This window comes from Atribacteraceae bacterium, from assembly GCA_035477455.1.
Classification (GTDB): domain Bacteria; phylum Atribacterota; class Atribacteria; order Atribacterales; family Atribacteraceae; genus DATIKP01.
Genome location: DATIKP010000094.1, coordinates 23,341 through 47,524, shown reverse-complemented (window position 1 = coordinate 47,524; position 24,184 = coordinate 23,341). Strand labels below are relative to the sequence as shown.

The 24,184-nt window shown below is 54.4% G+C and carries 23 protein-coding genes, 5 tRNA genes and 1 pseudogene; 11 read left to right on the top strand and 18 right to left on the bottom strand.

Going from position 1 to position 24,184, the window contains the following annotated elements; genetic code table 11:
- Positions 1 to 133 precede the first annotated feature (133 nt).
- From VLH40_05930 to VLH40_05885, 10 genes and pseudogenes are all read left to right on the top strand, one after another.
- Positions 134 to 1,051, top strand: coding sequence for a phosphate acyltransferase (locus tag VLH40_05930; protein HSV31542.1), 918 nt, complete (start codon positions 134 to 136; stop codon positions 1,049 to 1,051).
- Positions 1,052 to 1,344: 293 nt separating this feature from the next.
- Positions 1,345 to 2,526: an ROK family transcriptional regulator gene (locus VLH40_05925; GenBank protein HSV31541.1), complete on the top strand. Its 1,182-nt coding sequence runs from the start codon at positions 1,345 to 1,347 to the stop codon at positions 2,524 to 2,526.
- Positions 2,527 to 2,543: 17 nt separating this feature from the next.
- Complete coding sequence (locus VLH40_05920) at positions 2,544 to 3,674, top strand: uroporphyrinogen decarboxylase family protein (protein ID HSV31540.1); 1,131 nt, start codon at positions 2,544 to 2,546, stop codon at positions 3,672 to 3,674.
- A 157-nt stretch (positions 3,675 to 3,831) separates the two neighbouring features.
- On the top strand, positions 3,832 to 5,115 hold the full coding sequence (locus VLH40_05915; GenBank protein HSV31539.1) for an ABC transporter substrate-binding protein: 1,284 nt from the start codon (positions 3,832 to 3,834) through the stop codon (positions 5,113 to 5,115).
- A 122-nt stretch (positions 5,116 to 5,237) separates the two neighbouring features.
- Positions 5,238 to 6,107 (top strand): sugar ABC transporter permease, encoded by an 870-nt coding sequence (locus VLH40_05910; protein HSV31538.1) that lies wholly within the window; start codon positions 5,238 to 5,240, stop codon positions 6,105 to 6,107.
- Complete coding sequence (locus tag VLH40_05905; GenBank protein HSV31537.1) at positions 6,104 to 6,943, top strand: carbohydrate ABC transporter permease; 840 nt, start codon at positions 6,104 to 6,106, stop codon at positions 6,941 to 6,943. Before VLH40_05910 ends, VLH40_05905 begins: the two co-directional genes overlap by 4 nt.
- A 585-nt stretch (positions 6,944 to 7,528) precedes the next feature.
- Complete coding sequence (locus tag VLH40_05900) at positions 7,529 to 8,665, top strand: hypothetical protein (GenBank protein ID HSV31536.1); 1,137 nt, start codon at positions 7,529 to 7,531, stop codon at positions 8,663 to 8,665.
- Positions 8,666 to 8,717: 52 nt separating this feature from the next.
- Positions 8,718 to 9,749, top strand: coding sequence for an SIS domain-containing protein (locus tag VLH40_05895; protein ID HSV31535.1), 1,032 nt, complete (start codon positions 8,718 to 8,720; stop codon positions 9,747 to 9,749).
- 152 nt (positions 9,750 to 9,901) lie between these two features.
- Positions 9,902 to 10,433 (top strand): annotated as a pseudogene (locus tag VLH40_05890) (transposase).
- A gap of 64 nt (positions 10,434 to 10,497) precedes the next feature.
- Positions 10,498 to 10,683: a hypothetical protein gene (locus VLH40_05885; protein HSV31534.1), complete on the top strand. Its 186-nt coding sequence runs from the start codon at positions 10,498 to 10,500 to the stop codon at positions 10,681 to 10,683.
- Between the two features lie 293 nt (positions 10,684 to 10,976).
- Here VLH40_05885 and VLH40_05880 read toward each other — a convergent pair whose 3' ends face one another.
- The 18 genes from VLH40_05880 to VLH40_05795 form a co-directional block, all read right to left on the bottom strand.
- A complete protein-coding gene (locus VLH40_05880) occupies positions 10,977 to 11,177 on the bottom strand; it encodes a hypothetical protein (protein HSV31533.1) in 201 nt (66 codons plus the stop codon).
- 5 nt (positions 11,178 to 11,182) lie between these two features.
- Positions 11,183 to 11,638 carry a hypothetical protein gene (locus VLH40_05875; GenBank protein ID HSV31532.1) on the bottom strand — a complete coding sequence of 152 codons (456 nt, stop codon included), beginning with the start codon at positions 11,636 to 11,638 and terminating at the stop codon, positions 11,183 to 11,185.
- Positions 11,639 to 11,672: 34 nt separating this feature from the next.
- The gene (locus VLH40_05870) at positions 11,673 to 12,500 is read right to left on the bottom strand and encodes a 50S ribosomal protein L11 methyltransferase (protein ID HSV31531.1); all 828 of its coding nucleotides are present in this window, start codon (positions 12,498 to 12,500) and stop codon (positions 11,673 to 11,675) included.
- A complete protein-coding gene (locus VLH40_05865) occupies positions 12,500 to 13,369 on the bottom strand; it encodes a class I SAM-dependent methyltransferase (protein HSV31530.1) in 870 nt (289 codons plus the stop codon). The genes VLH40_05870 and VLH40_05865 overlap by 1 nt, the downstream gene beginning before the upstream one ends.
- A 6-nt stretch (positions 13,370 to 13,375) precedes the next feature.
- The gene (gene thrS, locus VLH40_05860) at positions 13,376 to 15,196 is read right to left on the bottom strand and encodes a threonine--tRNA ligase (protein HSV31529.1); all 1,821 of its coding nucleotides are present in this window, start codon (positions 15,194 to 15,196) and stop codon (positions 13,376 to 13,378) included.
- 191 nt (positions 15,197 to 15,387) lie between these two features.
- Positions 15,388 to 15,462: transfer RNA gene (locus VLH40_05855), tRNA-Val, on the bottom strand.
- A gap of 14 nt (positions 15,463 to 15,476) precedes the next feature.
- Positions 15,477 to 15,551 (bottom strand) — tRNA-Cys (locus VLH40_05850).
- A gap of 8 nt (positions 15,552 to 15,559) precedes the next feature.
- Positions 15,560 to 15,634: transfer RNA gene (locus tag VLH40_05845), tRNA-Gly, on the bottom strand.
- A 13-nt stretch (positions 15,635 to 15,647) separates the two neighbouring features.
- A tRNA-Phe gene (locus tag VLH40_05840) sits at positions 15,648 to 15,723 on the bottom strand.
- Between the two features lie 6 nt (positions 15,724 to 15,729).
- A tRNA-Asp gene (locus tag VLH40_05835) sits at positions 15,730 to 15,808 on the bottom strand.
- A gap of 103 nt (positions 15,809 to 15,911) precedes the next feature.
- Positions 15,912 to 16,712, bottom strand: a complete 801-nt coding sequence (locus VLH40_05830) for a hypothetical protein (protein HSV31528.1) — start codon at positions 16,710 to 16,712, stop codon at positions 15,912 to 15,914.
- 2 nt (positions 16,713 to 16,714) lie between these two features.
- Complete coding sequence (gene gcvH, locus VLH40_05825) at positions 16,715 to 17,101, bottom strand: glycine cleavage system protein GcvH (GenBank protein ID HSV31527.1); 387 nt, start codon at positions 17,099 to 17,101, stop codon at positions 16,715 to 16,717.
- 90 nt (positions 17,102 to 17,191) lie between these two features.
- Positions 17,192 to 18,289 carry a glycine cleavage system aminomethyltransferase GcvT gene (gene gcvT / locus VLH40_05820; protein HSV31526.1) on the bottom strand — a complete coding sequence of 366 codons (1,098 nt, stop codon included), beginning with the start codon at positions 18,287 to 18,289 and terminating at the stop codon, positions 17,192 to 17,194.
- An 18-nt stretch (positions 18,290 to 18,307) separates the two neighbouring features.
- The gene (lpdA, locus tag VLH40_05815; protein ID HSV31525.1) at positions 18,308 to 19,696 is read right to left on the bottom strand and encodes a dihydrolipoyl dehydrogenase; all 1,389 of its coding nucleotides are present in this window, start codon (positions 19,694 to 19,696) and stop codon (positions 18,308 to 18,310) included.
- A 3-nt stretch (positions 19,697 to 19,699) separates the two neighbouring features.
- Positions 19,700 to 21,118 (bottom strand): NADPH-dependent glutamate synthase, encoded by a 1,419-nt coding sequence (gene gltA, locus VLH40_05810; protein ID HSV31524.1) that lies wholly within the window; start codon positions 21,116 to 21,118, stop codon positions 19,700 to 19,702.
- Positions 21,111 to 21,959 carry a sulfide/dihydroorotate dehydrogenase-like FAD/NAD-binding protein gene (locus VLH40_05805; protein HSV31523.1) on the bottom strand — a complete coding sequence of 283 codons (849 nt, stop codon included), beginning with the start codon at positions 21,957 to 21,959 and terminating at the stop codon, positions 21,111 to 21,113. Before VLH40_05805 ends, gltA begins: the two co-directional genes overlap by 8 nt.
- Positions 21,960 to 22,169: 210 nt before the next feature.
- Positions 22,170 to 22,853, bottom strand: coding sequence for a hypothetical protein (locus VLH40_05800; protein ID HSV31522.1), 684 nt, complete (start codon positions 22,851 to 22,853; stop codon positions 22,170 to 22,172).
- Between the two features lie 85 nt (positions 22,854 to 22,938).
- Entirely contained in the window at positions 22,939 to 23,439 is a 501-nt protein-coding gene (locus tag VLH40_05795) for a ribonuclease H-like YkuK family protein (GenBank protein ID HSV31521.1), read from the bottom strand.
- Between the two features lie 291 nt (positions 23,440 to 23,730).
- Here VLH40_05795 and dut point away from each other — a divergent pair, with 291 nt between their 5' ends.
- Positions 23,731 to 24,165 carry a dUTP diphosphatase gene (gene dut / locus VLH40_05790; protein ID HSV31520.1) on the top strand — a complete coding sequence of 145 codons (435 nt, stop codon included), beginning with the start codon at positions 23,731 to 23,733 and terminating at the stop codon, positions 24,163 to 24,165.
- Positions 24,166 to 24,184: the final 19 nt, after the last annotated feature.

The window sequence follows — 24,184 nt, the reverse complement described above, 5'->3', positions numbered from 1 at the left end:
ATGTGATTCCGGAAGGAAATTGTTCTATGATAGAAAAAGAAAAATATAAACGGATGGTGTAACGAGACCACTAGACAGTTTCTTCATAAGCCCGAAAGCGAGGACATTGATTGACTGAAGGGAGAGCCAGCTCATGATCAGAACCTTTTCAGAAATCCCATCGAATCAAAGACACCGGGTGGCCGCCGTTCCGGGCGGTGAGGACCAGAACACTCTGCTGGCCCTTGAGTCCTGTCGGGTCTCCGACAATCTGACTTCTCTACTCATCGGCAATCCGGAGAGAATTATGCGAACGCTCCGGGAACTCTCGTTTGATCCCGCTCATTACCGGGTCCTTGATAGCCGTGGCAATGAGGCAATGACCCGGGAAGCCCTGCGCGCGTGTGACCGGGGAGAGGCGGATATCCTGGTGAAGGGCATGGTCAATTCCCCTTCCTTCCTGGCCGCGATCCTGGCCCATAACAAAGAAAAAGGACACAACACCCTGATCAACCAGGTCTGGATCTTCGAAAACATCCGTTCCGGCAAACTCCTGGTCCTCAGCGACGGCGCCCTGATCATCGCCCCCGATCTGAGTGAAAAAGTGAAAATTATCGCTAATTGTGTGGCCTTCTGCCGGGCGATGGGGATCAGCGAGCCGAAGGTCGCTGTCCTCGCCCCCCTGGAAAAGGTGAACCCGCGTATCCCCTCCACCGTCGATGCCGCCTGCTTAAGCGTGATGAACCAGCGGGGGCAGATTCCCAATTGTCTGGTGGAGGGACCGCTCGCTCTGGATAACGCCATAAGCCCGGAAGCGATGGAACTCAAGTCGATCCAGGGCAAATTCAACGGGCATCCGGATATCCTAATCGTCCCCGACCTCGACGCCGGGAACATCCTGGGAAAATCCCTGGTCTATTTCGCCGGTTTCCGAACGGCTTCGCTCCTTTGGGGGAGCGCCTACCCCACCGCCCTTCCTTCCCGCTCCGGAACGCCCGATTCCAAAGCCTCATCCATCCGTTTCGCCCTGTATGTCGCCAATCAGAAACAGGAAGGCGAGTCCCTGGGATGACCGCGGCGGTCTTAACCGGGAAAAATGGTATCGGTCGAAGCGGCAGATTCCCCACATAACCCCATCGGACCCATCAGTGATCCATCGTTCGCCCCTGGATCTGACTAGGTGAACTCACCTTTCCGTTTCGTCCCAGATGGGTTGGCCAAGATCTGGGAAGTCGGTCCTTTGAACTTCTTATTCACGAGAACTCTGGTTGACAGGGACAAAGAAGTAGCTTATGCTGATAACATACTTACAAAGATTTAGTAAGAAAATCTCCTCAATCTATTGCGGTATTGGATGGAAAAGCAATGTGCGGACAGCCGCCTTTGATCCGGAAAATTAACCGTAAGAATATCCTCAAGACGATCGAGAAGGACTTCCCGCTCTCTCGGACCCAGCTCTCGAAAAAAATCGGCCTGTCCCTTCCCTCTGTATCCCGGATTGTCGACACCCTGATCGCGGAGGATGTACTCCGGGAAGTTGGAAAAGGGCAATCTTCCGGTGGTCGTAAACCGCTGCTGGTTGAAATTAACGCTACCCACCGCTATGTTTTCGGAGTGGAGGTGTCCCGGCAAAGCAGTGTAATTTGCTGTGATTTGATGGGAAATATCCTGGAGCGTAGTTCGCTGGTCCCGGACATCTCGGAGGGGCCGCTTTCTATCGCCCGCCAGGTCTCTTTTGAGGTGGAACGACTTCGGGTCACTTTGGGTATTGATCCGGACCGGGTTGTCGGAGTGGGAATCGGAACGCCCGGGTATCTCTTTAAGTCCTCCACCAGAGTACGAAACTCGTTCTTTTACGGGTGGCACCAGACGAATGTAAACGATATTTTCCCCCCCCTCTTTCCTTACCCGGTGTTTATCGAAAACGTCGCGCGGGCATCCACCCTGGCTGAAGCAATATTCGGGTGGGGTCGCGAGTATAAAAGCTTTTTTTATGCGTATCTCGACTGGGGGACCGGAGGGGGGATCGTTTCCGATGGAAAACTCTGGCGGGGTCGCGACGGATTGGCTGGTGAATTCGGACACACGATCGTCGAAAGGCACGGGATTCCCTGTTACTGCGGTAATCTGGGGTGTATCGAACAATATACATCGACGGCGGCTATCGTGCGGGAAGCAAAAAGGCTGGGCTGGTGCCGGTCTGAACCGGATGTCCCGGAGGCCATCCATGATTTTGATGCGATCCTGGAGGATTTCGCTTCCGGCGACCCGGTGATCCGCTCTGTCCTTGCCGAAGCCGGAAAGGTCCTCGGTTTGGGTCTGGCCGGAGCCATTAACCTGCTGAACCCCGATGTGGTGGTTCTTGGGGGAGAAATAAGTCGGCGGTGCCCGTTCGTGTGTGAAAATGCTATCGTGAGTGCCCGGGAAAACATTTTTTCCCTCGCAGCCAGGGATACGCCCATCTTCACCAGCCAGGCCGGCAAGGAATCGGTAGCCCTGGGCGCCGCCCGTCGGGTCATCACCAACTATTTTGAGCAGTTAATGTAAATCGTCCGGAGGCAATTATGGTTGAGCACGAAATGACCGATCGGGAAAGAATTATCAGTGTTTTTCAACGCCGGAGTGTCGACCGGATAGTATGGCAACCCAGAATCGAGCATTGGTACCACGTGAACAAAGTCACCGGTTCTTTACCGAAACCCTACCGGGACATGAGCCTTCTTGAAGTGTACCGGGACCTACCTGCCTCGGTTCGTTACTATTACGACGAGGGAACCGACATCTCCACCCCCCGGACCTATATTCGTACCGAATACACTGGCGGAGTCGCGATCCGGGAAACGCGGAAGAGAGACACGGTCCGGGTGGACTTCATCACCCCGGTCGGCGAGCTGACCGGTCTCAAGGGATTGGCCGAACACGGTCTTTCCTGGCATTATCTGGAACACCCGGTGAAAACCCCCGGAGATCTCACGGTGATCGAGTACATTTACCGTCATACCCATTACCGGTTTGATTTCGCTTTCTATAACCAGGCTCGGGAAGCGATGGGAGGAAGCGGTGAAATCCAGTTTTACTGGGAAAGAAGTCCTTTTCAGCGGCTCTATCTCGAATACCTGGGGATCGCCGGGACCAGCCTGGCGCTGTACGATTATCCCGACCGGATCCGGGAGTATCTGCGCATCACCGAGGAAGCCGAAGACGAGTTGTTTGAAGTCCTAGCCTTATGCCCGGTGAACATTCTCAATTTCGGAGAAAACCTCGACGGCCGTTTCAACTCTCCCCGCATCTTCTCCAAATACCTGGTTCCCTACTACCGGAAGCGTGTCGATCAACTGCACCGGGCCGGTAAATTCTGCCACGTCCATCTGGACGGCATACTCAAGCCCCTCCTCCCCCTGCTCAAAGACCCCGGCTTTGATGGCATCGAAGCCGCCACTCCACTACCCCAGGGGGACGTGACCCTTGAGGAACTCAAGGAAGCCATGGGGGAAATGGTTCTTTTAGACGGTATTCCCATGCTCTATTTCCTGCCCGAGTATTCTCAGGAGGAATTGGAATCCACTACCCGCCAGGTCATCGACCTGTTCAGCCCACATCTGATCCTGGGGATCTCTGACGAGATATCGCCGCTGGGGGATATCGAACGGGTGAAGCTGGTTGCGAGGATCGTGGCGGAATACGGAAACGCTTGAAGAAACGTTGAAATGCATGCCAATGGGGATCCGGAGGCCAAGGGAGGTGATAGGCACATCGTTAAACAATCTTTCGTATTGGGATTGCGCAGCTTTAGCGAGGATTGTTTGTGTGTTTGCCAGTTACACTATTGCTCAAGGGAGGTTGATTGGAGTCATGAAAAAATTCGCTATGTTTCTGTTATCCGGTCTTCTGCTTTTCGGTGTGTTTTCCGGAATGGCGCTTGCCCAGGGAATCACTCTGGATGTGTGGATGATGGTGCAGGCCGATGTCGATCTGCTGCGGGCCCAGGAAGAGGCGCTCGAAGATTTCAAGGCGATCTACCCGGACATCGATGTCCAATTTACCGTGTTTCCCTATGTCGAATACCGGGACAAGCTCCTTATCGCCGCCATGGCGGGAAATCCGCCGGATGTCGCCGTCGTGGACCAGATCTGGAACCCGGAATTTTCCTCAGCCGGGTTTATTATTCCTCTCGATGACTATGTTGCCGCATCCGAAACGGTCAATGAAGACGCGTTTTTCTCCGGGGCTTGGGATTCCGCGCTTTACAAGGGACGACTTTACGGGATTCCTTTCGATGTCGGCGTCTGGGCGTTGAACTATTACAATAAAGACCACTTCCGGGCCGCCGGACTCGACCCGGAAGTCCCGCCGGTCACCTGGGACGATTTTTACGAATACGCGACCAAGCTCACCCGGGACACCTCGGGGGACGGGATCATCGATCAATGGGGAACGGCGCTCTTTGTCGGGACCGGGGACGCGATTCAGTGCATCACCAACGCTTTGAAGTTTTCCAATAGCGGATCGGTTCTGAATGAAGACTTTACCCGGGCCGTCCTCAACGAACCGGCCGGTGTCGAGGCCATGGAGTTTTTCAAAAGCCTTCAGGCTGTGAACCCAGCCGGTGAAGTGGCCCGTAGCGAAGAGGATTCCTTCATGCTCTTTACCGCGGGATCGGTTTCCATGTTTTGGTATGGAGAATGGGGCCAGAGCACCGTGAAGGCCCGGGCACCGGAGATGGACTGGGGATTGGGGAATTTCCCCAAGGCGGAAGGGAAGACCAGTATTGGTACTTTCGGCGGCTGGAACATGGTTATATTTGAGCAGACCCCCTACAAAGACGCCGCCTGGAAATTTATCGAACACTGGACCAGCAGAGAAGTCAACGAAAAAGTCGCCTCATTGACTCCGGCTAACAAGGAAGCGGCGGTTTCCTTTCTGACCGAAAGAAGGCTCTTTCCGGACGTGATCCTCCGTCAGTTGACCACCGCCCTGTACCGGCCGATTTTCCCTCGCTATCCGGACTTGGCTGAGGTGCAGCGTAGCGCGACAACCGCTATCCTTCTGGGGCAAAAGACTGTCCAGCAGGCTCTAGACGATGCGGCACGAGAGATTGATCAACTGCTTGACGAATATTACGCCGAAAGATTATAACCCGAATCCAATAGCCGGGGTTTACCGCCCCGGCTATTGGGAAATCCGGAGGTTAGGATGGAAGGACCCATCTTGCTTATCTCTTCTCACTTCTCACGGTATTGCTTGGAAAGATTAGATCGATGAAAAGAGAATGGATTTCGGGGTATCTGTTTATTTTGCCGTCGGTGTTTCTTCTGGCCGTCCTTTTGATCTATCCACTTTTGCTTACATTCAACCTGAGCCTGTACGATGTCTCGCTTACGGCAACCCGGTTTTTGGGGTGGGGCGCTTACCAGAGACTGCTGACCTCCCCTATGCTCTACGTCGTTTTCCGCAACTCAGTGGTGTGGACGATTCTCGTTGTCTTCTTCCAGTTCTGGCTGGGTCTGGGGTCGGCCCTGGTATTGAACCGGTCTTTTTTCGGGCGGACCCTGGTGCGGGGGATCGTCATTTTGCCCTGGGTAATGCCCGGTGTAGTGGCGGCCATGGTTTGGCGCTTGATGTATGAACCGCAACTGGGTTTGATCAATCACTATCTGCGAGTTTTAGGTCTGATCGAGAAACCGGTTACCTGGCTGAGCCTCCCCGGCCTAGCCCTGTACTCGGTGATCGTGGCCGCCATATGGAAAGGTTTTCCCTTTTCGACGCTGATGTACCTGGCTGGGCTCCAAACCGTTCCGGAAGAACTCTACGAAGCCTCAGAAATCGATGGAGCGGGGGAGTGGAAAAAGTTTATTCACGTGACGCTTCCCACCATGAAACCGATCATAATCATTACCTTGCTGTTGACCTTCATCTGGACTTTCAATTACTTCGAACTGGTCCATGTAATGACCGGAGGCGGCCCGGCTGAAACCAGCCACATTTTCCCCACCTATATCTATACATTGGGCTTCCGGCGCTTCCGTTTTGGAGACGCTTCCCGTTTCGCAGTTCTCAATTTTATCTTTCTCTTGATCTTCAGCTTGCTCTATATCCGCCTGAGCCTGCGCAGGGAGAGCCTGGAATGAACAAGGCTCTGGAAACCCGTAAAAACATCACCACCGCCATCTTTGTAGTGCTCCTGATGGCCTTTGTGCTATTTCCCTTCGCCGTGATGCTGTCCATGTCTCTGAAGGCCCCGGATGAACAGTTTACGGTTCCTCCCTACCTCATACCGCAACGGCCGACGATAGAGAACTACCTGCATGTCTTCGGGCGGGGGTCGATGTTTATCCGCTATTTCTTCAACAGTTTCCTGGTGGCTTCCTCGACGACGCTTATGGTCATCGCCGTCGCCATTTTCTCCTCGTATGCCTTCGCCCGCCTCTATTTTCCAGGAAAAATGGGGTTTTTTGTGTTACTGTTGTTCAGTCAACTTTTCCCCTTGGCAGCGATTATCGTTCCCTTGTATCGGATTATGAGTCGGCTTGGTCTCATCGACTCTTTCCTGGCCCTGATTATTGCCTATCTGACGTTCTCGGTTCCCGTTGGGGTCTGGCTTTTACGGGGATTCTTTGCTTCGCTACCCCGGGACCTCGAAGAAGCGGCGTTGATCGATGGTTGCACCCGCTGGCAAGCGTTTTGGCGGATAATCCTACCCCTGATGCGGCCGGGCATCGGGGCTACGGCTTCCTATGTCTTTTTTATCACCTGGCAGGAGTTCATGTTTGCCTTGACCTTCATCACCTCAATGGACAAACGGACGCTTCCCCGAGGAATTTTTGATTTTGTCGGCCAGTACGAAACAAATTGGGGAAACCTGATGGCCGCCTCGATCCTGATCTGCATCCCGGTGTTCGTTTTGTTCCTATTCGTCCAGAAACAACTGGTTGGCGGACTGACCAAGGGAGCGGTGAAGGGATAGAAAGTAAAGAGCATAGAAGTATAAAAACTACGAGTTCCAACAAACCCGAATCTCGCTCACGGTCCTTTCCCGTTTCTCCGGAAACGTTTCCCACACTTCAAACTAAGGGGCGTGGGTCGTTGCTGGCTCGAAACATCTCGGAAACCATAGCCTAAAAAGGCTATCACCGAAGAGGGTTTTGTAAAGAGGTGTAAGGAGCTAATGTCAAAACGTGAGTCTGAGGCGTACACCAGCCATGTCATGATTGCGGCAAGGTCAGCAGGTCTGCCAGGAAGCACCGGGGGTTGTATTCTTGCTCCTGTGGCTACAAGGCAAATGCTGATTTAAATGGAGCAGCCAACTTATACAAGAACGCCTACAAGGTATCTCCCTGGGGTAACGCCCCGCGGAGTAGTGAGGACGTGACTTCCCCCGCGCTCGTGGCCAGATTTATCGGCCATATGGTGCGCGAACTTGCGGTATAGCCGTTCTTCGGGATGCCCCTCATTTCAATGAAGGGAGGGATGTCACTGGGTGGTTGTTTAAAACTCCCTGAATACTATATCCTCACCAGTACGTATCATCTATGTGGGGGGTGAACAGGTAGTGGGTTCAGACGCTCTGGGGCAATTGATCAACGTCTTACAGGAAGCCGGAAAAAATGGGATTACCGACCGGGCCGTGGTTGGATTTGATGGTTTTATCGACAGGATCTCCCGGGTGGTGAAGGTACGGGAGGACCGGGAACGGTTCACGCCCTTTGCGACGATCAGCGAATTCGGGAACCGTATCCGGGAAGCGGCTGGTAAGAGCTGTGATCTTGAATATGTCACCGAAATGGAAAAAATCGGCGGGAATTCCCCGATCATGGCTCATGCTCTGGCTCGTCTGGGCATAGCCACTACGCTATTGGGCGCGATCGGATATCCGGAAATCTGTCCGGTGTTCCGGCAGATCGATCCTCACTGCCGGATCATCCCCATATCTTCGCCCTCTTTTTGCACCGCCCTTGAATTCAGCGACGGTAAAGTGATGCTCTCAGACCTTAAGATTTTAGATGAGGTGAACTGGAAACTCCTCACCGAGCGCGTGCCCCGCTCCACGCTTCGGGAAATCTTCGAGGAGAGCCGTCTTGTCGGGTTTTTGAACTGGAGCCAACTCTCGGCGGTGGAAACCATCTGGGAGGGCGTCCTTACGGAGATTGTCCTCGCTCCCAATTTTCCGACTACTGGAGAGCGGTTTCTGTTCGTCGATCTGGCGGATCTGTCCAAAAAAACCTCCGGTGATGTGCGGCGGGCCTTTGCTCTGATCGGTCGTTTCTCTGGGTCTCACCGGGTATTCCTGGGTATGAACGAGAATGAAACCCGTCTGGTCCAGCGGGCGCACTTTCCGGAGGATCCCAGCAACCGGCTGCTGCTTCAGGCTGTGGAAAAGATTTTTGGGGAGCTGTCCATCGAAGGAATTGTGGTGCACCTGGTCAACGAATGTTTCATGGTTAGCCGACAGGGGACCTTTCAGGCCCGGGGAACAAGGATATTCCGTCCAAAGCTTTTGACCGGAGGGGGCGATAACTTCAACGCCGGGTTCTGTTTCGGCCTTTTACTTGGCCAGCCATATGCCCACTGCCTGATCCTGGGGACGTATACGGCCGGGTATTACGTCCGGGAAGGGCAAAGCGCGAACCTCCCGGTCCTGATCGATGAATTGAGACAGGCGAGTTTCGAGCCTTGCAACCAGTTCTGATGCCTGTTCGCTTAACCAGGCGGCGTATCCGGCATCACTCGGGAGGAAAAATATGAGCTACCTGCGGGAAATGGTGGAACAGGCTGATGTCCTTGAGGCGCTCTTCCGTACGGAGCCACAGTATGTGTACCATACCGATCTCACCCGCTTGACCCGGTTTCGGCGGGTGGTGTTCACCGGGATGGGCAGTTCGTATTATGCCGGCTGGTACGGGGCAATGCTTCTGAACCGTTCCGGCGTCCCGGCCTTGGTGTTCGAATCCCAGGAACTGGAGCGTGGGTTTTTACCTTTACTCGATGACGATGTGCTCCTGGTCGCCGTTTCCCAGTCGGGGGAGAGTCGGGAAACAGTTGGGTGTGTCCGGGGGATCCAGGGAAAAAATACCTTGGGGATAACCAACCGGCCAAAGAGCGCCCTAGCCCGAGCGTGCGAGCTCGGGTTTGTGGACATACGGGCCGGAGTGGAGAAAACATCGGCGACCAAAACTTACACGAATACCTTGGGTGCCCTGCTCCGCCTCGTGGTGGATCTTCGGATTCACCGGTCTGATCATTTTGACAGCGGAGTTCGGGATTGCCTGGCAGCCATGCGGCGCTGGCTGGGGGAGAGTGTGAGGCTTCAGGAAATCCTTCAGCGGTTTTTCGAACAAACCCCTCACTTGGCGTTTATGGGGAGCGGTTTCTCGTTGCCCTCGGCCCGGCAGGCCGCCCTGATTTTCGGGGAAATGACCCACCGCCTCACGACGGCTCTTAGTATTGGTGCATTTTTTCATGGCCTGATAGAACAAGTTGGCCAGGGGTATGGCGCTGTTTTCTTTCATGCTTCGCCGGTGATCGATTCCCCCTTTTCCGAGGCGGTGGAGGCTGTTTTACGAACGGGAGGCCGGGTTCTCTTGGTGGGTTCCCGGCACAGCCTCGGGAATTATCCGGAAACCAAGCAAGGCTTGGTTTTGAGCTATGACCTGCCCAGTGAAGAGCTGGGACCTCTGGTCGAAATCATTCCCGCCCAGTGTCTGGCCTATGCGGTGGGCCTCGCCTCAGGCTTGAAGCCGGGAGAACTCCTGAGGGTATCAAAACTCCCTTGACGGGGAGGGGTGAAAGTGGTCAAGTCCATTTTTCCCTGTAAAAGCGGATAACCTTTTTCATTCTTAAGAAATACCCGGATGGAGGAGAGAACCGGTGTCCTGGTGATCATCGGCGCCACCGAGAACGGAGAATGGTCAAAGGTCCGCACTGTGCCGTGGGGGATGGGGCTTTGGGACTCTGGAAAGCCCTCCTCCCGGTCTTTGGCAAAACCCGCCCCCAGCGCTGCTGGGTGCCCAAGACCGCCAACATCCTGGACAAGCTGCCCAAGAGCGTGCAGCAGAAAGCCAAGGATGACCTGCACGAGATCTGGATGGCGGAAGCCAAGGAGAGGGCCGAGAAAGCCTTCGATCACTTCATCACCACATACCAGGCCAAATATGCCAAAACCACCGACTGCCTGGCCAAGGACCGGGAGGTGTTCCTCACCTTCTACGATTTCCCGGCTGAACACTGGCATCTGTACACCACCAACCCGGTAAAATCCACTCATGAGTACCGTCAGGTTGCAAACCGACAAGACCAAGAACTGCGGGTCCCGAGTGACCGTCCTCAGTATGGTCCTTAAGCTCTTTCTCAGTGCCGGGAAACGGTGGAGAAGACTGAAGGGAGTTCCAAGGTTAGCAGAAGTAGCAGAAGGAGTTATATTCGTCGAGGGAGTTCGCCGGAATGTGGACGCCGCCTGATGGGTCATACACAAGATTTGACATTAGCTCTCATAGCCATGGTATCCGGTAAAGCACAGGCATTATGTACCGGCTATCTCTGGACATTATGTACCGGCAGAAGCAGATTATTGCCCGAGAACGCGAGAAGGGGAAGCAAACGTTCCGGGAAATCTCCGGCAATATTCCTGCTTTACAGGGACCGGTAGGTTCATTCCGGATGGCCCTTAAGGGACTGAGCCAGGACCACTCCTGGGTGCCCAGTATCTGAATGGTCTTGTGGTTGGTGAGGTTGAAAAAGAGGATGAGAGATAAATCGGAGAAAGGGATCTTTACGAAATGCTCCTACAATAGGTTGACACGATCCGAATCAAGGAGAGCGTAGACAATACCACTGACCTTTATCGTCAGAATGTCATTTGTGACCGTTAAAGAGACGAGCAAGGTTGATGTGGAGTAATGTGATTATAGATTATGTTCCAAACGATTGATGCCGGGAGCGAGGGTAGCACGGTTTCAAGGGAAGAGATTCGCTTCCCGGGGGGAGGTCCGGTCAGGGGAACTTCAATCCCCCTGCTTTACGCCCCGCTCCAGCTTTTCGATCTCGCTGTCGATAAAGGCCCGCATCGCCTTCAACACTTCCGACCTCGCCTTGTTGAGGTGCTTTTTCGCATCTTCGTTGACGAAGGAACCGAACACCGTATTGAGCGGGCCGAAAAAAAACTGTTCAAAGATTTCCCGCATTTTTTCCATCTCTTTATCCATGGTCCTCACCCCCTTTTATTGATGTGCCTTTCGATAAGGGGTTTAGCTTCGTGCAGGGACTTTATGGAATCGAAATCCACCACGAACGCTCCCCTTGCCTCCATTTGGGCCATGAGCCGTCTCATGGCCTTATCGGTTCCGAAAAGGTTGGGTTTGATATAAGCGACCGTTTTTTTTCCTTCCAGGCCCGTGCTTCCGGTCAGAAAATTGCCGATTTCCCTGGATATGCGGCCTCCGAAAAAGCTCTCCACGGTGGAGCCGACGAACACCAGATCGAAGGGACGGAAACTGATCGGCGCGTTCAGGTCTTCCACAATGACCTCTTTTACCGTGTGGCCGGATTTCTCGAACTGGCCCATTACCTGACGGGTCAAACTCATGAATCCCTGGTTCTTCTTGGAAAATACAAAAGCGATTCTCACAAAAGACGTCTCTCCTTCCAAGTTAATTCGATGAAACACGGCTCAACCTGCCCGGCTATCGGCCCCGTCAACCTCATGAGCCCGATCCCTTCTTATTATACACCAAAGAGCTCCAGCCTGTAGCGATTTGCCTCGCTTCCTCGGTCAATCCAATCGTCCGGGCTTTCTCGGCCAGCCGGGCGGTGTCCTCGACTTCAAAACCAGATAGGATCAAGCGGCCTCCATCCCTGAGTCGTTCAAACATAGCCGGAAGTTGATCGAGATGATACTTAAGGCCGATATTGGCGACAATCAGATCAAATGAACCAGTTAGGTCGGCGAGCTCAGTGAGACGATATTCAATGCGTTCTTTCCCGAGCTCATTCAGGGCCATGTTGCGCCGTATTTCAGTGATGGCCAGCCGATCGTTGTCCAGGGTCACGATTTTTCCCGCCTGGAGCTTCGCAGCGAGGATGGCCAGGATGCCCGAACCAGAGCCGATATCGAGCACGTCCAGACCCGGCCTGAGATATCGTTCGAGATGAGTCAGGCACAGAGCGGTTGTTGGATGGTCACCGGTGCCGAAGGCATAGGCCGGATAAATCACCACATCAACCGTGTCCGGTACGGATTTTTCCCAGGGAGGCCGGACCACGATCCGCCGGCCTAACCGGATAGGTCGGAAGAACGAACGCCAGGTCTCCGCCCAGCACCGGTCCAGTTCAATCTCTTTTTTCAACGAAATCACCCCATCGGGAAGTTGGGTTTTTCGCGGTGCTTCGTCAAAATAAGCCACGACCGTCTGCTCGTCAATCTCCCACAGTCCCCGGGGCGAGAGATCGCTCAACCAGGATAAAATCAACTCCTGATCACGGGAAGGCTCGAAAGTCACCGTCCACTTCACCCAGGTCTTTCCCTCCATCAACTCTCCTCCGGCCTCTCGGCCACAATCAGAAGACCCGAAGCGCTCTTGGCTCCCACCCCCAAAGCTTCGATCTGTGCGTCGTATTGAAAGGACATCTGGAGGAAATGACGGTATAATTCCGCCTTCTTGAGGATGGACAGGAGGGTTTTACGGGGAAGAAGTCGGGCCAGGGTACCGGTGGCTGCCACCCGTTTGATCGTAAAACCTGTCGCGATAATCTCATCGACCAGTTCCCGCGGGGCATAGGCATGGAAGGGAGGAAAAATGAAGCGGCTGAAATAGGGAATCCGGCATTCGAAATTTTCTAGCACTGTTGGGTGATCCCAATCACCGGTTTCCAGAAACTTTTTCGAGTATTTCAACGATGACGACCACCTTAATTCGTTCTCGATAACGACGGGAAGCTGACCGAACCGATTCACGACTGAAATGACCAGCGTTTTCCGGGTAACCCGGGCCAATTCCAGAAGAGCTTTCCCATGTGCCGGATAGGCGTAGGAAATCGGTGCATCCAGGGCGATCCCCAGGTCAAAGGACTGATCTTCGAAGCCGCTGAGGTCCCTGATATTACCCGAAACGAAATCCGGGGTTTTCAGACCTTCCCGGTCGATGAGCCGCCGGGCTTCTGAAAGCATGCGCTCGGAAAACTCCAGGTGGGTTACCAGACACCCCCGCTGGGCCAGGCCAATACTATATCGCCCGTACCCACCTCCGGCGTCGATAACCCGTATGTCTGGCTGGATGAAGGGTTCCAGTTCAAGCCAGACCAAGTCGGTATGGATCCGTTTTTCCGGGTTACGGTCCCGTTGTTTTTCTTTGGCGACCTTCGCGTTCCAGTATCGCCGGCTCAACGCTTCGCGGTCCATCGCTTTTCAGTTCTGACCCAGGGGCTGGGGATAGTGTTTAAACACTATATCGACAAACGTCTCGACCGTCATGTTTCCCAGATCACCCTCCCGGCGGTCTCGCACACTCACTTCCCCAGTTTCCGTCTCCCGGTCACCCACCACCAGGACATAGGGGATTTTCTCCAACTGGGCTTTGCGGATTTTCGATCCCAAGGTGGCGTTTTCGGGATTACTGTCCACCCGGATTCCCGCCTCGCGGATCCGCCTGGACAGGGCAAACGCATGCTCCAGGTGTCTTTCGGCGACCGGTAGGACTACGACCTGTACTGGGGACAGCCACACCGGAAACGCACCGGCGTAATGTTCAATAAGAATTCCCAGAAAGCGCTCGATACTCCCCAAGATGGTGCGGTGAACCATCACCGGGCGATGTTTGGCACCGTCCTCGGCAATATAGTTGAGGTCGAACTTTTCCGGCATGGAGAAGTCGAGCTGGATGGTTCCGCACTGCCAGCGGCGCCCCAGGCTGTCTTTCAGGTGAAAATCGATTTTCGGTCCGTAAAATGCCCCATCACCCTCGTTCATCCGGTAGGGTAGTTCGGCTTGAGTAAGGGCGTCAACCAGTGACCGGGTCGCCAGCTCCCACGTCTCGTCCGTCCCCATCGAATGTTCGGGGCGGGTGGAGAGTTCTACCTCATACTGAAAATCAAACAACCGGTACAGATGTTCAGCCAGCCGGATGACGTTGAGAATTTCCCTAGTGGCCTGCTGAGGCTCCATATAAATATGGGCATCATCCTGGGTGAAACAACGGACCCGCATCAGACCGTGTAGAACCCCGGACAACTCGTGACGGTGTACGAGCCCGAGTTCAGCAATCCGCAAAGGGAATTCCCGATAGCTGTGTAGGCGGCTCTGGTACACCAGGATGCCGCCGGGGCAGTTCATCGGTTTCACGGCAAAATCCCGGTTATCGATCCGGGTAAAATACATATTGTCCCGGTAGTGATCCCAATGCCCGGACCGTTCCCAGAGAGACCGGTCAAGGACGATCGGGGTCTTGATCTCCAGATAGCCCTGGCGGGTGTGTTCCCTTCGCCACAGTTCGAGTAGCGTATTGATCACTACCATGCCCTTCGGATGGAAAAAGGGAAAACCCGGCCCTTCTTCGTGCAGGCTGAACAGACCCAGTTCCCGACCCAATTTCCGATGATCCCGTTTCCTGGCTTCTTCCAGGAAATGGAGGTATTCTTTCAGTTTGTCCTTGGAATCAAAGGAAATTCCGTAGATGCGCTGGAGCATGGGATTGTCTTCCCGGCCCCGCCAGTAGGCGCCGGACACCTTCAGGAGTTTGAAGGCTTTGATCGTCCCGGTCGAGGGGAGATGCGGCCCCCGGCACAGGTCGATGAATTCCCCCTGCCGGTAGAGGCTGACCGTTGCGTCAGGAATCTCCTCAATCAACTCGACTTTGTAGTCCTCTTCCTGTTCCCGAAATATTTTGACCGCTTCTTCCCGGCTCATTTCCAGACGTTTGATGGGGATATTTTCACGGATGATATCTTTCATTACCAAGGTGATCTTAGCCAGATCTTCCTCGGTAAACGGGCGGGGAACGTCAAAATCGTAATAAAACCCCTGCTCGATCGCTGGTCCGATGGTCACTTTGGCGTCCGGGAAAAGGCGCTTCACCGCCTGGGCCATCACGTGAGAGGTAGTATGCCAGTATATTTCCTTACCCCGCTCCTCTTCAAACGTGACCCAGGCGACAGTATCCTCCGTTGAACGGTCAAGATCGACCACCTGTCCATCTTTCGTGATCGCAGCCAGAGCATTTTTCGGTGCCATTTCTTCGTCCTCCTCGCAGGGTCTTCTACCCGATGCGGGCTTTACCATATCAGGGAGAAAAACGTCGAACCCACGGTTATCCAAGCTTATTACTGTTAGATAGCCTCTTATCTTACCATATTCCGGCCCTCTCTCCGTCGTCTCAAAACAAAAAGCGCCGAGCCCCAAAGGGCCGGCGCTTTTTTATCCAATGGTGGGCGACACAGGACTCGAACCTGTGACCTCTTCCGCGTCAAGGAAGCGTTCTTCCTCTGAACTAGCCGCCCGGACTGAACCAAAATGGAGGCGGCACCCGGACTCGAACCGGGGATAAAGGATTTGCAATCCTCTGCCTTAGCCGCTTGGCCATGCCGCCTCAATAAATGGAGCGGAAGACGGGACTTGAACCCGCGGCCCTCACCTTGGCAAGGTGACGCTCTACCACTGAGCTACTTCCGCTTGGTTTCAAGAATGGTGCCGAGACCCAGAATCGAACTGGGGACGCATGGATTTTCAGTCCATCGCTCTACCGCCTGAGCTATCTCGGCACTAAATGGCGGGGTCGACGGGATTTGAACCCGCGGTCTCCAACGTGACAGGCTGGCGTGTTTGGCCAGGCTACACCACGACCCCGCGCCTACCCTTCTTCCCATAGGAAGCATTACCCATTGTAATGGGAAAGCGTTCTTTTGGCAAGAGTTTCTGATAAATTTGTCCTATATGAAGAGCGCTTTCTTCATCTCTTATAATCCAGGATAAAGGGGGACCCGGGATAATATTTTTCCCCCATCAGTTCTACCGACCGTTCGATTTCCTCCTCAAACCAGGATCGCCAGCGGCATTCACACTCCCAGACCTCCTCAACGCTCTTTACTAACCATCCGATCAGTACATCCCGGTCCGGAACCGTCCCGAGTAGTTCACCCAAGGTAATCATATTACGGGAAATCTCCTCGAACACGGTTTCCTGTTTTTGGAAACAGGCGGCGATTTCCTGGCGGTCCGCTCTTAGGATGAACGATCCCTGGAAGAGCACCCCGCATTTGCTGCGGGCTTGCGCGACACCGATGATCTTTTTCCCCCCGATGGTGATCTCGTGAGCGACATTCAGAGAAAAGCAGTAGGGGGAAAGAAGATACGGTTCGTTCAACGTTTCACGGTCGACATCGACGTCGATGGATTCCATGAACCGATAGAGCACTTTTTTCAGCTGTTCGTAATGAAGAGAAAGATTGAGCGCGGTTCCGAAAAAAAGCAGGGGAAGAAAAAGGCTGAAGGTGAGTTCCCGGTCATGGAGGATAGCCCGGCCTCCCGTCGGCCGCCTCACCAGCGGTATCGAATGATCGTCGAGATGCCCGATATTCACCACGTCTGTCCGCTGCAACCGGCCGATGGAAAGGGTTTTCCGATCCCACTGGAAAAAGCGGAGGGTTGGCGGAACCGGAAAACTACAGGCCAAATCGAGCATCGCCTCGTCCCGGCTCATGTTTTCAAAACCGGTCAGGGACGGATCATCGATACACCGGAATCTCTTCACGCTCACTGTCCCGCCTGGATCAATTCGATATACTGCGCTACATCCAACAACCCGCCGATATCTTCACTGGAATCGGGTTGCATGAGACAAATCCACCCATCGCCGTAAGGGCTCTGGTTAATGAACTCGGGACTCTTGTTGAGAGCGGTGTTGACTGCAATCACTGTGCCCGTCAGTGGGGCATAGAGATTGGACACGGTCTTGATCGACTCGACGTCTCCGATCCGCTCGCCCCGGTTGACCTTTTCTCCCACGGCCGGAAACTCGACAAAAATAACATCACCCAGCTCGCTCTGAGCAAAGTCGGTTATCCCCCAACGGACTTGATCCCCTTCCTCTTTCACCCAACAATGCTCTTTCGTATAATAAAGATCATCCGGTGTTTCCATATGGTCACCTCCCGGTAAATGAAAACGGTGAACGGTGATGGGCGATCGGTCACCGGTAAAAACCACCGATTCCCATCCTCCCTTTCTTGATTACCATACCCTGTCCTTAGTGAAAGGAAGGGGAACGATACGGGCCAAGACCTTGGTCCGCGGGACAGAGATCAGCAATTCCTGTCCAATATCCCAGTTCGGCCGGCTCAGAAACCCCATGGCCAGATTTTTCCGCAGCGAAAAGGAATAATTACCGCTGGTGATATGCCCGCAGGGAGTCCCCTGCCGGTTTTGTATGGGAAAACCGTAGCGGGGAATTCTTTTTCCATCGATTTCAAAACCGACCAGCTTTTTTTTCGACCCTTGTTTTTGCTCCATCAGCAACGCTTGACGGCCGATGAACTCCCCCTTCCCCCAGTCGATGAGGTTCTCCCGTCCCAGTTCCAAGGGGTTGACCGTCTCCTCCATTTCCTGACCGTAGAGGGGATAGGCCGCCTCGAAACGCAAAAGGTCCCGAACACCGAACCCGCACACCGTCCCGTCGTTCCTGTGGGTAAAATCAAGCCAATTTTCCCACAGGGAACCCGCACAATCCCGGTCACCCATGATTTCGAAACCGTCCTCCCGGGAATAAGACATCCGGCTTATGAGGAATTCGCTACCCCCATGCGCCGCTTCTGACATGGAAAACCGGAGAAGGTCAGAAAGCGGGCGGCAAAAAAACTCGGAAATCGCCCGGGAACTGGCGGGACCCTGTAGGGAAAAGAGAAACAAACGGTCCGTCCGGTCTTCGACATCCACCACCATTTTTTTCTGACCCGCCTGGGTATGTAACCATTGAAAGACCCTCTCTTTGGCTCCGGCGTTGGTGAGAATCCAAAACCCTTCGTTTTTCGGAAAAACCATAACGCCATCGACAATACCACCCCGGTGATTCAGAAAAAACATATACCGGCCCCGCCCCGGAGAGATTCCGTCCAGAGCCCGGCAGGCTGTGAGTTTCAGCAAAGCTCGGCTATCCTGCCCTCTGAGGAAGAGCTTTCCCAGATGTGAGACATCAAACAGGCCGAAGGTCTCCCGGCAGGCAAAATATTCGTCCCGAATCCGGGAAAAAAAAATGGGGACCTGCCAGTCGGCAAATACCCCCATACGAGCACCCCGGCTTTGGTGAAGGTGAGCAAGGGGCAACGATTTCACCGATCCTGACTCCCCTTTTCAGGGAACATGCACCGACGCTCCGAAGACCGCTTCGGCCGCCTCCATATTCACTTCGCTGAGCGTAGGATGGGCGTGAATGCTTCCGGCAACCTCCTCCGTAGTGCCTTCGAGATTCATAGCCAGGACAAACTCGGCAATCAGATCGGAAGCCCGGGGACCGACGATATGAGTTCCCAGAATTTCTCCGGTCGGTGCATTGGCAATGATTTTCACAAATCCCTCGGTCTCCCCTTCGATCAAGGCTTTTCCATTGAGCCGGAAAGGAAACCTCCCGACCGAAATTTCATATCCCGCTAACCGGGCCTGGGCTTCGGTCAATCCCACCGAAGCGATTTCCGGAACAGAGAAGATCACAGCCGGGACCGCCCGGTAGTCGATCCGTTTCTCGTTCCCGGTCATAGTACTGACGGCAACCTCTGATTCCCGGTAGGCGACATGGGCCAGCAGATGTTTGCCATTCACATCCCCCCCGGCATAGATATGCGGTACCGAAGTGCGCATTGCCGCATCGGTCTTGACTGCCTTTCCGTTCACCAGAACACCAGCCGCTTCCAGATCGAGCCCCTCAGTCGAGGGAATCCGGCCGGTGGCGACCAGAACATAGTCTCCCTCGGCGTAACGAGTCTCGCCCTCGTGTTCAAAAACAACCTGAAGACCCCCATTTTTCCGGATCTCTTTCACCCGGGCTCCGGTCCGAATCTGCATCCCCTGTTTCTGCAAGAGGGAGGCCAACAAAGCCGAGGTCTCTTCATCGGCGGTGGGAAGAATGCCGGGAAGCATTTCGATGACTGTAACGTCCGACCCAAAAGCCTGGTAAATACAGGCCATTTCGATGCCAATGTATCCGCCGCCGATGACCACCAACTTGCGGGGCACCTCGCTGAATTCCAGGGCTTCTTCCGAATCCACCACACCGGGAAGATCCGCCCCGGGAACGGAAAGCGGGGCGCTTTTTGACCCGGAAGCGAGGTAAATTCTCTCGGCCCGGACCTCTTCCTGTTCCCCTGAGGCTTGGTTAACCCGAACCGTCCGGGCATCGAGAAACGAAGCGTGTCCGAAAACGGTTTCCACCGGCGCTTTTTTCAGGAGCAACGAAACGCCTCCGGTTAATTGTTTGACAATCTTATTTTTCCTGTTTTGAACTCGGGTCCAATCAATTCCCTCAAACCGGCCCTTGACCCCAAAATCGGCCGCCCTGCGCACCAAGTGCACAACTTCCTGGGCTTTGTATAGGGCCTTGGTAGGGATACACCCCCGGTTCAGGCAAGTCCCTCCCAAATCCCGGTCTTCTACCAAGAGGACGTTCAAACCTTTTCGGGCCGCCCGCACCGCCGCCGAATACCCGGCCGGGCCGCCGCCGATCACCAGAAGGTCCGTGGTTTTCATCGCTTACTCCCTCCATTGCGGAAAGCTTGCCGGATCGTTGATATAACGGTTGAGGGATCGGGCTGCCTGTTTGCCCGCACCCATCGCCGAGATAACCGTGGCTGCGCCGGTCACGATATCCCCACCGGCAAACATGCCCTTTCGGTTGGTGGCTCCGGTTTCGGTATCCGTTTCGATATAGCCCCAGCGGTTCAGGGCTAAATTAGCCACGCTCTTAAGAAACACCGGATTAGGTCCCTGTCCGATGGCCACCACAACGGTATCGATGGGAATGACGAATTCCGGTCCCGGTACCGGGACCGGCCGCCGCCGCCCCGAATCATCCGGTTCCCCGAGTTCCATCTGGATACACTCGATCCCGGTGACCCAGCCGTTGGCGTTCCCGGTAAATCTGACTGGATTAGTGAGGATGATGCAGTTGATGCCTTCTTCCTCCGCACGTTCCACTTCTTCGATCCGGGCGGGCATCTCTTTCTTGGTCCGTCGGTATACCAGGCAGACTTCTTCGGCACCCAGCCGCAGGGCCGTGCGGGCCGAGTCCATGGCCACATTCCCTCCCCCAATGACCGCGACCCGCCGGCCGATCTTGATCGGGGTATCGTAGCGAGGAAACAGGTAGGCCTTCATCAGGTTCGAGCGGGTGAGAAATTCGTTCGCGGAATAGACGCCGTTCAGATTTTCCCCTGGAAGATTCATGAAATACGGAAGACCGGCGCCGGTTCCAATGAAAAAGGCTTCATATCTTTCTTCCTCCAGGTCGTCGATAGTCATGGTCTGGCCCACCACGGCGTTCACCTCCAGGTTGACCCCCAGAGATTTAACATAGTTGACCTCCTGGGCCACAATCGCTTTAGGAAGGCGAAACTCCGGTATCCCGTAGACCAAAACGCCCCCTGGTGAGTGCAATGCTTCAAAAATGGTAACCCGGTAGCCTAGTCTGGCCAGATCCCCGGCACAGGTGAGCCCGGCCGGTCCGGCACCGATCACGGCTACCTGGTGGCCATTGGGGGGCGGCACTACCGGAGCCTTGATTCCCTTTTCCCTCTCGTAATCGGCAATAAAACGCTCCAGGTAACCAACGGCGATCGGTTCGCCCTTTTTCCCCAGGACGCACTCCCGTTCACACTGTTCCTCCTGCGGACACACCCTGCCGCAAATCGCGGGAAGACTGTTTTTTTCCTTCATCTTCAGAATCGCCTCATCAAATCGCTCTTCCGCGATCAGGGCGACAAAACCAGGAATGTCGATATCTACCGGACACCCTTTCATGCACGGTGGTTTTTTACATTGCAGGCAGCGCCGGGCTTCGCCCACCGCTGCCCAGTCCTCGAGGCCGGTCGGCACCTCGTCAAAGTCGGTGATCCGTTGTTTGACCGGCCGTTGAGGCATCTTCGGCCGGCCGGTGAGTCGCTCTTTAGGCACGGGCGATCTCCTCCTGGGCTTTTTTCATCAACCAGCTCTCGAGTGCCCGCTTCTCTTCCTCCAGGTAACTGCGGCTCCGGGTAAGCAATTCGTCGTAATCCACCAAATGCCCGTCAAAGACCGGTCCGTCGACGCAGGTGAATTTACGCTCGCCATTGACCGTGACCCGGCAGCACCCGCACATCCCGGTACCATCGACCATGACCGGATTCAGGCTCACCAGGGTGGGAACTGCATACTTCCTGGTAAGCAGGCTGACCATCTTCATCATCATGATCGGCCCAACCGCCACGACCAGGTCGGGCTTTTCGGCCTTAATCACCCGTTCGAGAACCTGGGTGACAAAACCCTTTTCGCCATAGGTACCGTCATCCGTGGTCACATGGAGCGTGTCGCTGACCTCCTGCATTTCCCGTTCCCAAAAGAGGAGGTCGGCGGACCGGGCACCAATAATTGAAGTGACCCGATTCCCCAGCATTTTAAGGGCCCGGGCCTTGGGATAAACGGGAGCGATACCGACCCCACCCCCCACGCAGACCACATGACCGAACTGTTTTTCCTCGATTTCCTTTCCCAGGGGTCCGACAAAATCAAGAATATCGTCTCCGGCTTCGAGTTCCCCAAGCTGCCTGGTACTCTTGCCGACCTCCTGGAAAATGATGGTCACCGTCCCCGCCGCAGGATCGTAATCAGCGATCGTCAGAGGCAGCCGTTCTCCTTCCTCATAAAAACGCAAGACCACGAACTGGCCCGGTTTGGCCTTCCTGGCCACCCCGGGAACGTCGACCACCATCAACTTGATCTGGGGGGTAAGAACGTCTTTTCTGATAATTTTCGCCACCGTGCTTTAGCCTCCTTTTATACGATAAAACCGTTCCTGCGTCAAAGGTTCCCAGACTAGGCACGCGGTACCGGGATCATGTCCACCGGGCCATGCAAATTATACCGGAAATCCGGGTAAAAATGAAATCGGTACGCATGGTCTTGCGGTGTTTCCTGGAAACAGGCAGAGGGTCACCAACCAGAATTTGTTGCGGAACTACTGAGGACGTTAGTCTTTGACCATAAATCTCAGCCTACCGCGGTAGCTTTCCTCCCAAAAAAGAAATTCGAAATCACAGGCCTTCCGGAAAATCAACCGCGCCCGTTCCCGCTGTTCCCGAACCTGCCCGGAGAGCCTTTCATCCAGCAAGGTGAGGAAGCGTTCGACCAGCGCTCCATATGCCTCCCCCCGGTAACTGTCCAACCACAGCTGGTAGGCGGCCGGGAGATCCTTTACCGGGTCTATGCTCAAACGCCGGGCTATGAGCCGGTAGCTGACTACACACGGGGCCAGAGCGGTCAGAATTTCGCAATCACTACCCTGGTAGGCCTGCCGAAGTAGAAAATCTCCATAGGCGTAAGTGACGTTATTAATGGGACAATCCCCGGAAAAAGGAAAGTCCCGTTCGATGGCCTCATGCATGGCCAATTCTCCGGTCAAGGTGTCCTGGAGTAAGGTGACCGCAAACCGTCTCAGTTCGCTGGTCGCGGCCTTGGCCACCAATAGCCCGACAGTCCTGAGGAAATCTTCGAGATAGTGGTTGTCCTGTGCAAGATAATACCGGAATGTTTCAAGAGGCAGGATTCCAGCAGCCAAATCACGGGGAAAGGGATGATGAATCAAGGAATCCCATACTTCACGGGACGGCTCGATCAACCAAGCAATTTTTTGATTCTCATCCAACGTTTTCAACTCTCTTCCGTCCTGCCCCATTTTTTCCCAGCCCTCTCTCCGGCGTTCTGTTTCCGAATCCTGAATCTTGACTGAACTCAAATGCCTACGTGTGGCGGTGGGCCACCTGAGAAGCACCGAAAGAATCCGGCTTGATCCTGGCGATAAAGCCCATGCTTTCGATCATCCCGATCACTTCCCGAATCATCGCCCGAGTCGGCCCGTTCACGCCTATATCCACATGAATCTCCAGATGATAATTGGACAGATGGTTGCCGGGGTACCGCTTAAGTTCTTCGAGCAGTTTCTGAGATGTCTGAAGGGATAGGAACGCCTCGTGGTAAATCTTGTCCCGGATCCCGTATAGATCTTTCCGGAAGGTTTTTCGCCAGTAATAGCGTCCCCCGAATCCCACCCGGTGAATGATCAGCGCCGTGACAAAGACCTGCAAGGGTATACGGCTTCTCCCTTCTTTTGAGTCTGTGCCGATGATGACACGGTAATGGCGACTCGGTTCCTCGCAAATAAAATCGAACAGAGAAACAATGACTTGGTCGAAGCCGAGACGACCTTCGCTGGGACTGTAGAAGTATTTACCTTCGTGCATACCGTCCTTCCTCGGTGCTCAAGAACACGCCCTGGTCCAATGCAATCGCATGGCTCCTATCCCCATGACCGGTGTAATCCCCGTCGCATTTTCCTGGTTATTGTATCATTAATTACCCTTAAATGCAGGGGGTCTTGCATGTTCTGTGTATTCCGGCACAAGTCCGCCTCCTGCCCTCAACGTACCGATCGCTTCCGAACTCCGGCAGTCGTCCTTCAACACTTTGCCTATACTCCTCACCCACACTATTGCACATCATTTCTTTTCCTATATACTGTTTGAGTGTTGCCTATGGAAAATGATGTCGTGATCACCTTTAAAAGAATGTCAAATGACGCCGTTCTACCCCGTTTCGCATATCCGGAAGATGCCTGTTTCGATCTCTTCAGCCCGGTCGATCGGACTGTGCCTAAAGGCGGGAGTGTAATTATCGATCTGGAGATCGCCTCGGAAATTCCCGCTGGTTACGAAGTTTGTCTCAGACCGCGCAGCGGATTGGGTATTAAACATGGGATAATGCTCCACCCGGGAACGATCGATCCCGGATACCGGGGGAACTGGCTGGTAAGGCTCTTCAACTTGGGCAATGAAGACTATCACATCAGCCGGGGAGATCGCATTGTTCAAGGGGCCCTGCGACCCTTCCCCACGATCCGGATTGTCGAAGCGGGGGATCTTTCAGAAGGCCGGCGGGGAAAAAACGGCTTGGGTTCGACAGGTCGTTGATCCGGAAATACCAATAATT

Coding starts and splice junctions, on each gene's coding strand:
- VLH40_05930 (HSV31542.1), top strand. CDS start 134: ATGATCAGAACCTTTTCAGAAATCCCATCGAATCAAAGACACCGGGTG.
- VLH40_05925 (HSV31541.1), top strand. CDS start 1,345: ATGTGCGGACAGCCGCCTTTGATCCGGAAAATTAACCGTAAGAATATC.
- VLH40_05920 (HSV31540.1), top strand. CDS start 2,544: ATGGTTGAGCACGAAATGACCGATCGGGAAAGAATTATCAGTGTTTTT.
- VLH40_05915 (HSV31539.1), top strand. CDS start 3,832: ATGAAAAAATTCGCTATGTTTCTGTTATCCGGTCTTCTGCTTTTCGGT.
- VLH40_05910 (HSV31538.1), top strand. CDS start 5,238: ATGAAAAGAGAATGGATTTCGGGGTATCTGTTTATTTTGCCGTCGGTG.
- VLH40_05905 (HSV31537.1), top strand. CDS start 6,104: ATGAACAAGGCTCTGGAAACCCGTAAAAACATCACCACCGCCATCTTT.
- VLH40_05895 (HSV31535.1), top strand. CDS start 8,718: ATGAGCTACCTGCGGGAAATGGTGGAACAGGCTGATGTCCTTGAGGCG.
- VLH40_05885 (HSV31534.1), top strand. CDS start 10,498: ATGTACCGGCTATCTCTGGACATTATGTACCGGCAGAAGCAGATTATT.
- VLH40_05880 (HSV31533.1), bottom strand. CDS start 11,177: ATGGATAAAGAGATGGAAAAAATGCGGGAAATCTTTGAACAGTTTTTT.
- VLH40_05870 (HSV31531.1), bottom strand. CDS start 12,500: ATGGAGGGAAAGACCTGGGTGAAGTGGACGGTGACTTTCGAGCCTTCC.
- VLH40_05865 (HSV31530.1), bottom strand. CDS start 13,369: ATGGACCGCGAAGCGTTGAGCCGGCGATACTGGAACGCGAAGGTCGCC.
- thrS (HSV31529.1), bottom strand. CDS start 15,196: ATGGCACCGAAAAATGCTCTGGCTGCGATCACGAAAGATGGACAGGTG.
- gcvH (HSV31527.1), bottom strand. CDS start 17,101: ATGGAAACACCGGATGATCTTTATTATACGAAAGAGCATTGTTGGGTG.
- lpdA (HSV31525.1), bottom strand. CDS start 19,696: ATGAAAACCACGGACCTTCTGGTGATCGGCGGCGGCCCGGCCGGGTAT.
- VLH40_05795 (HSV31521.1), bottom strand. CDS start 23,439: ATGCACGAAGGTAAATACTTCTACAGTCCCAGCGAAGGTCGTCTCGGC.
- dut (HSV31520.1), top strand. CDS start 23,731: ATGGAAAATGATGTCGTGATCACCTTTAAAAGAATGTCAAATGACGCC.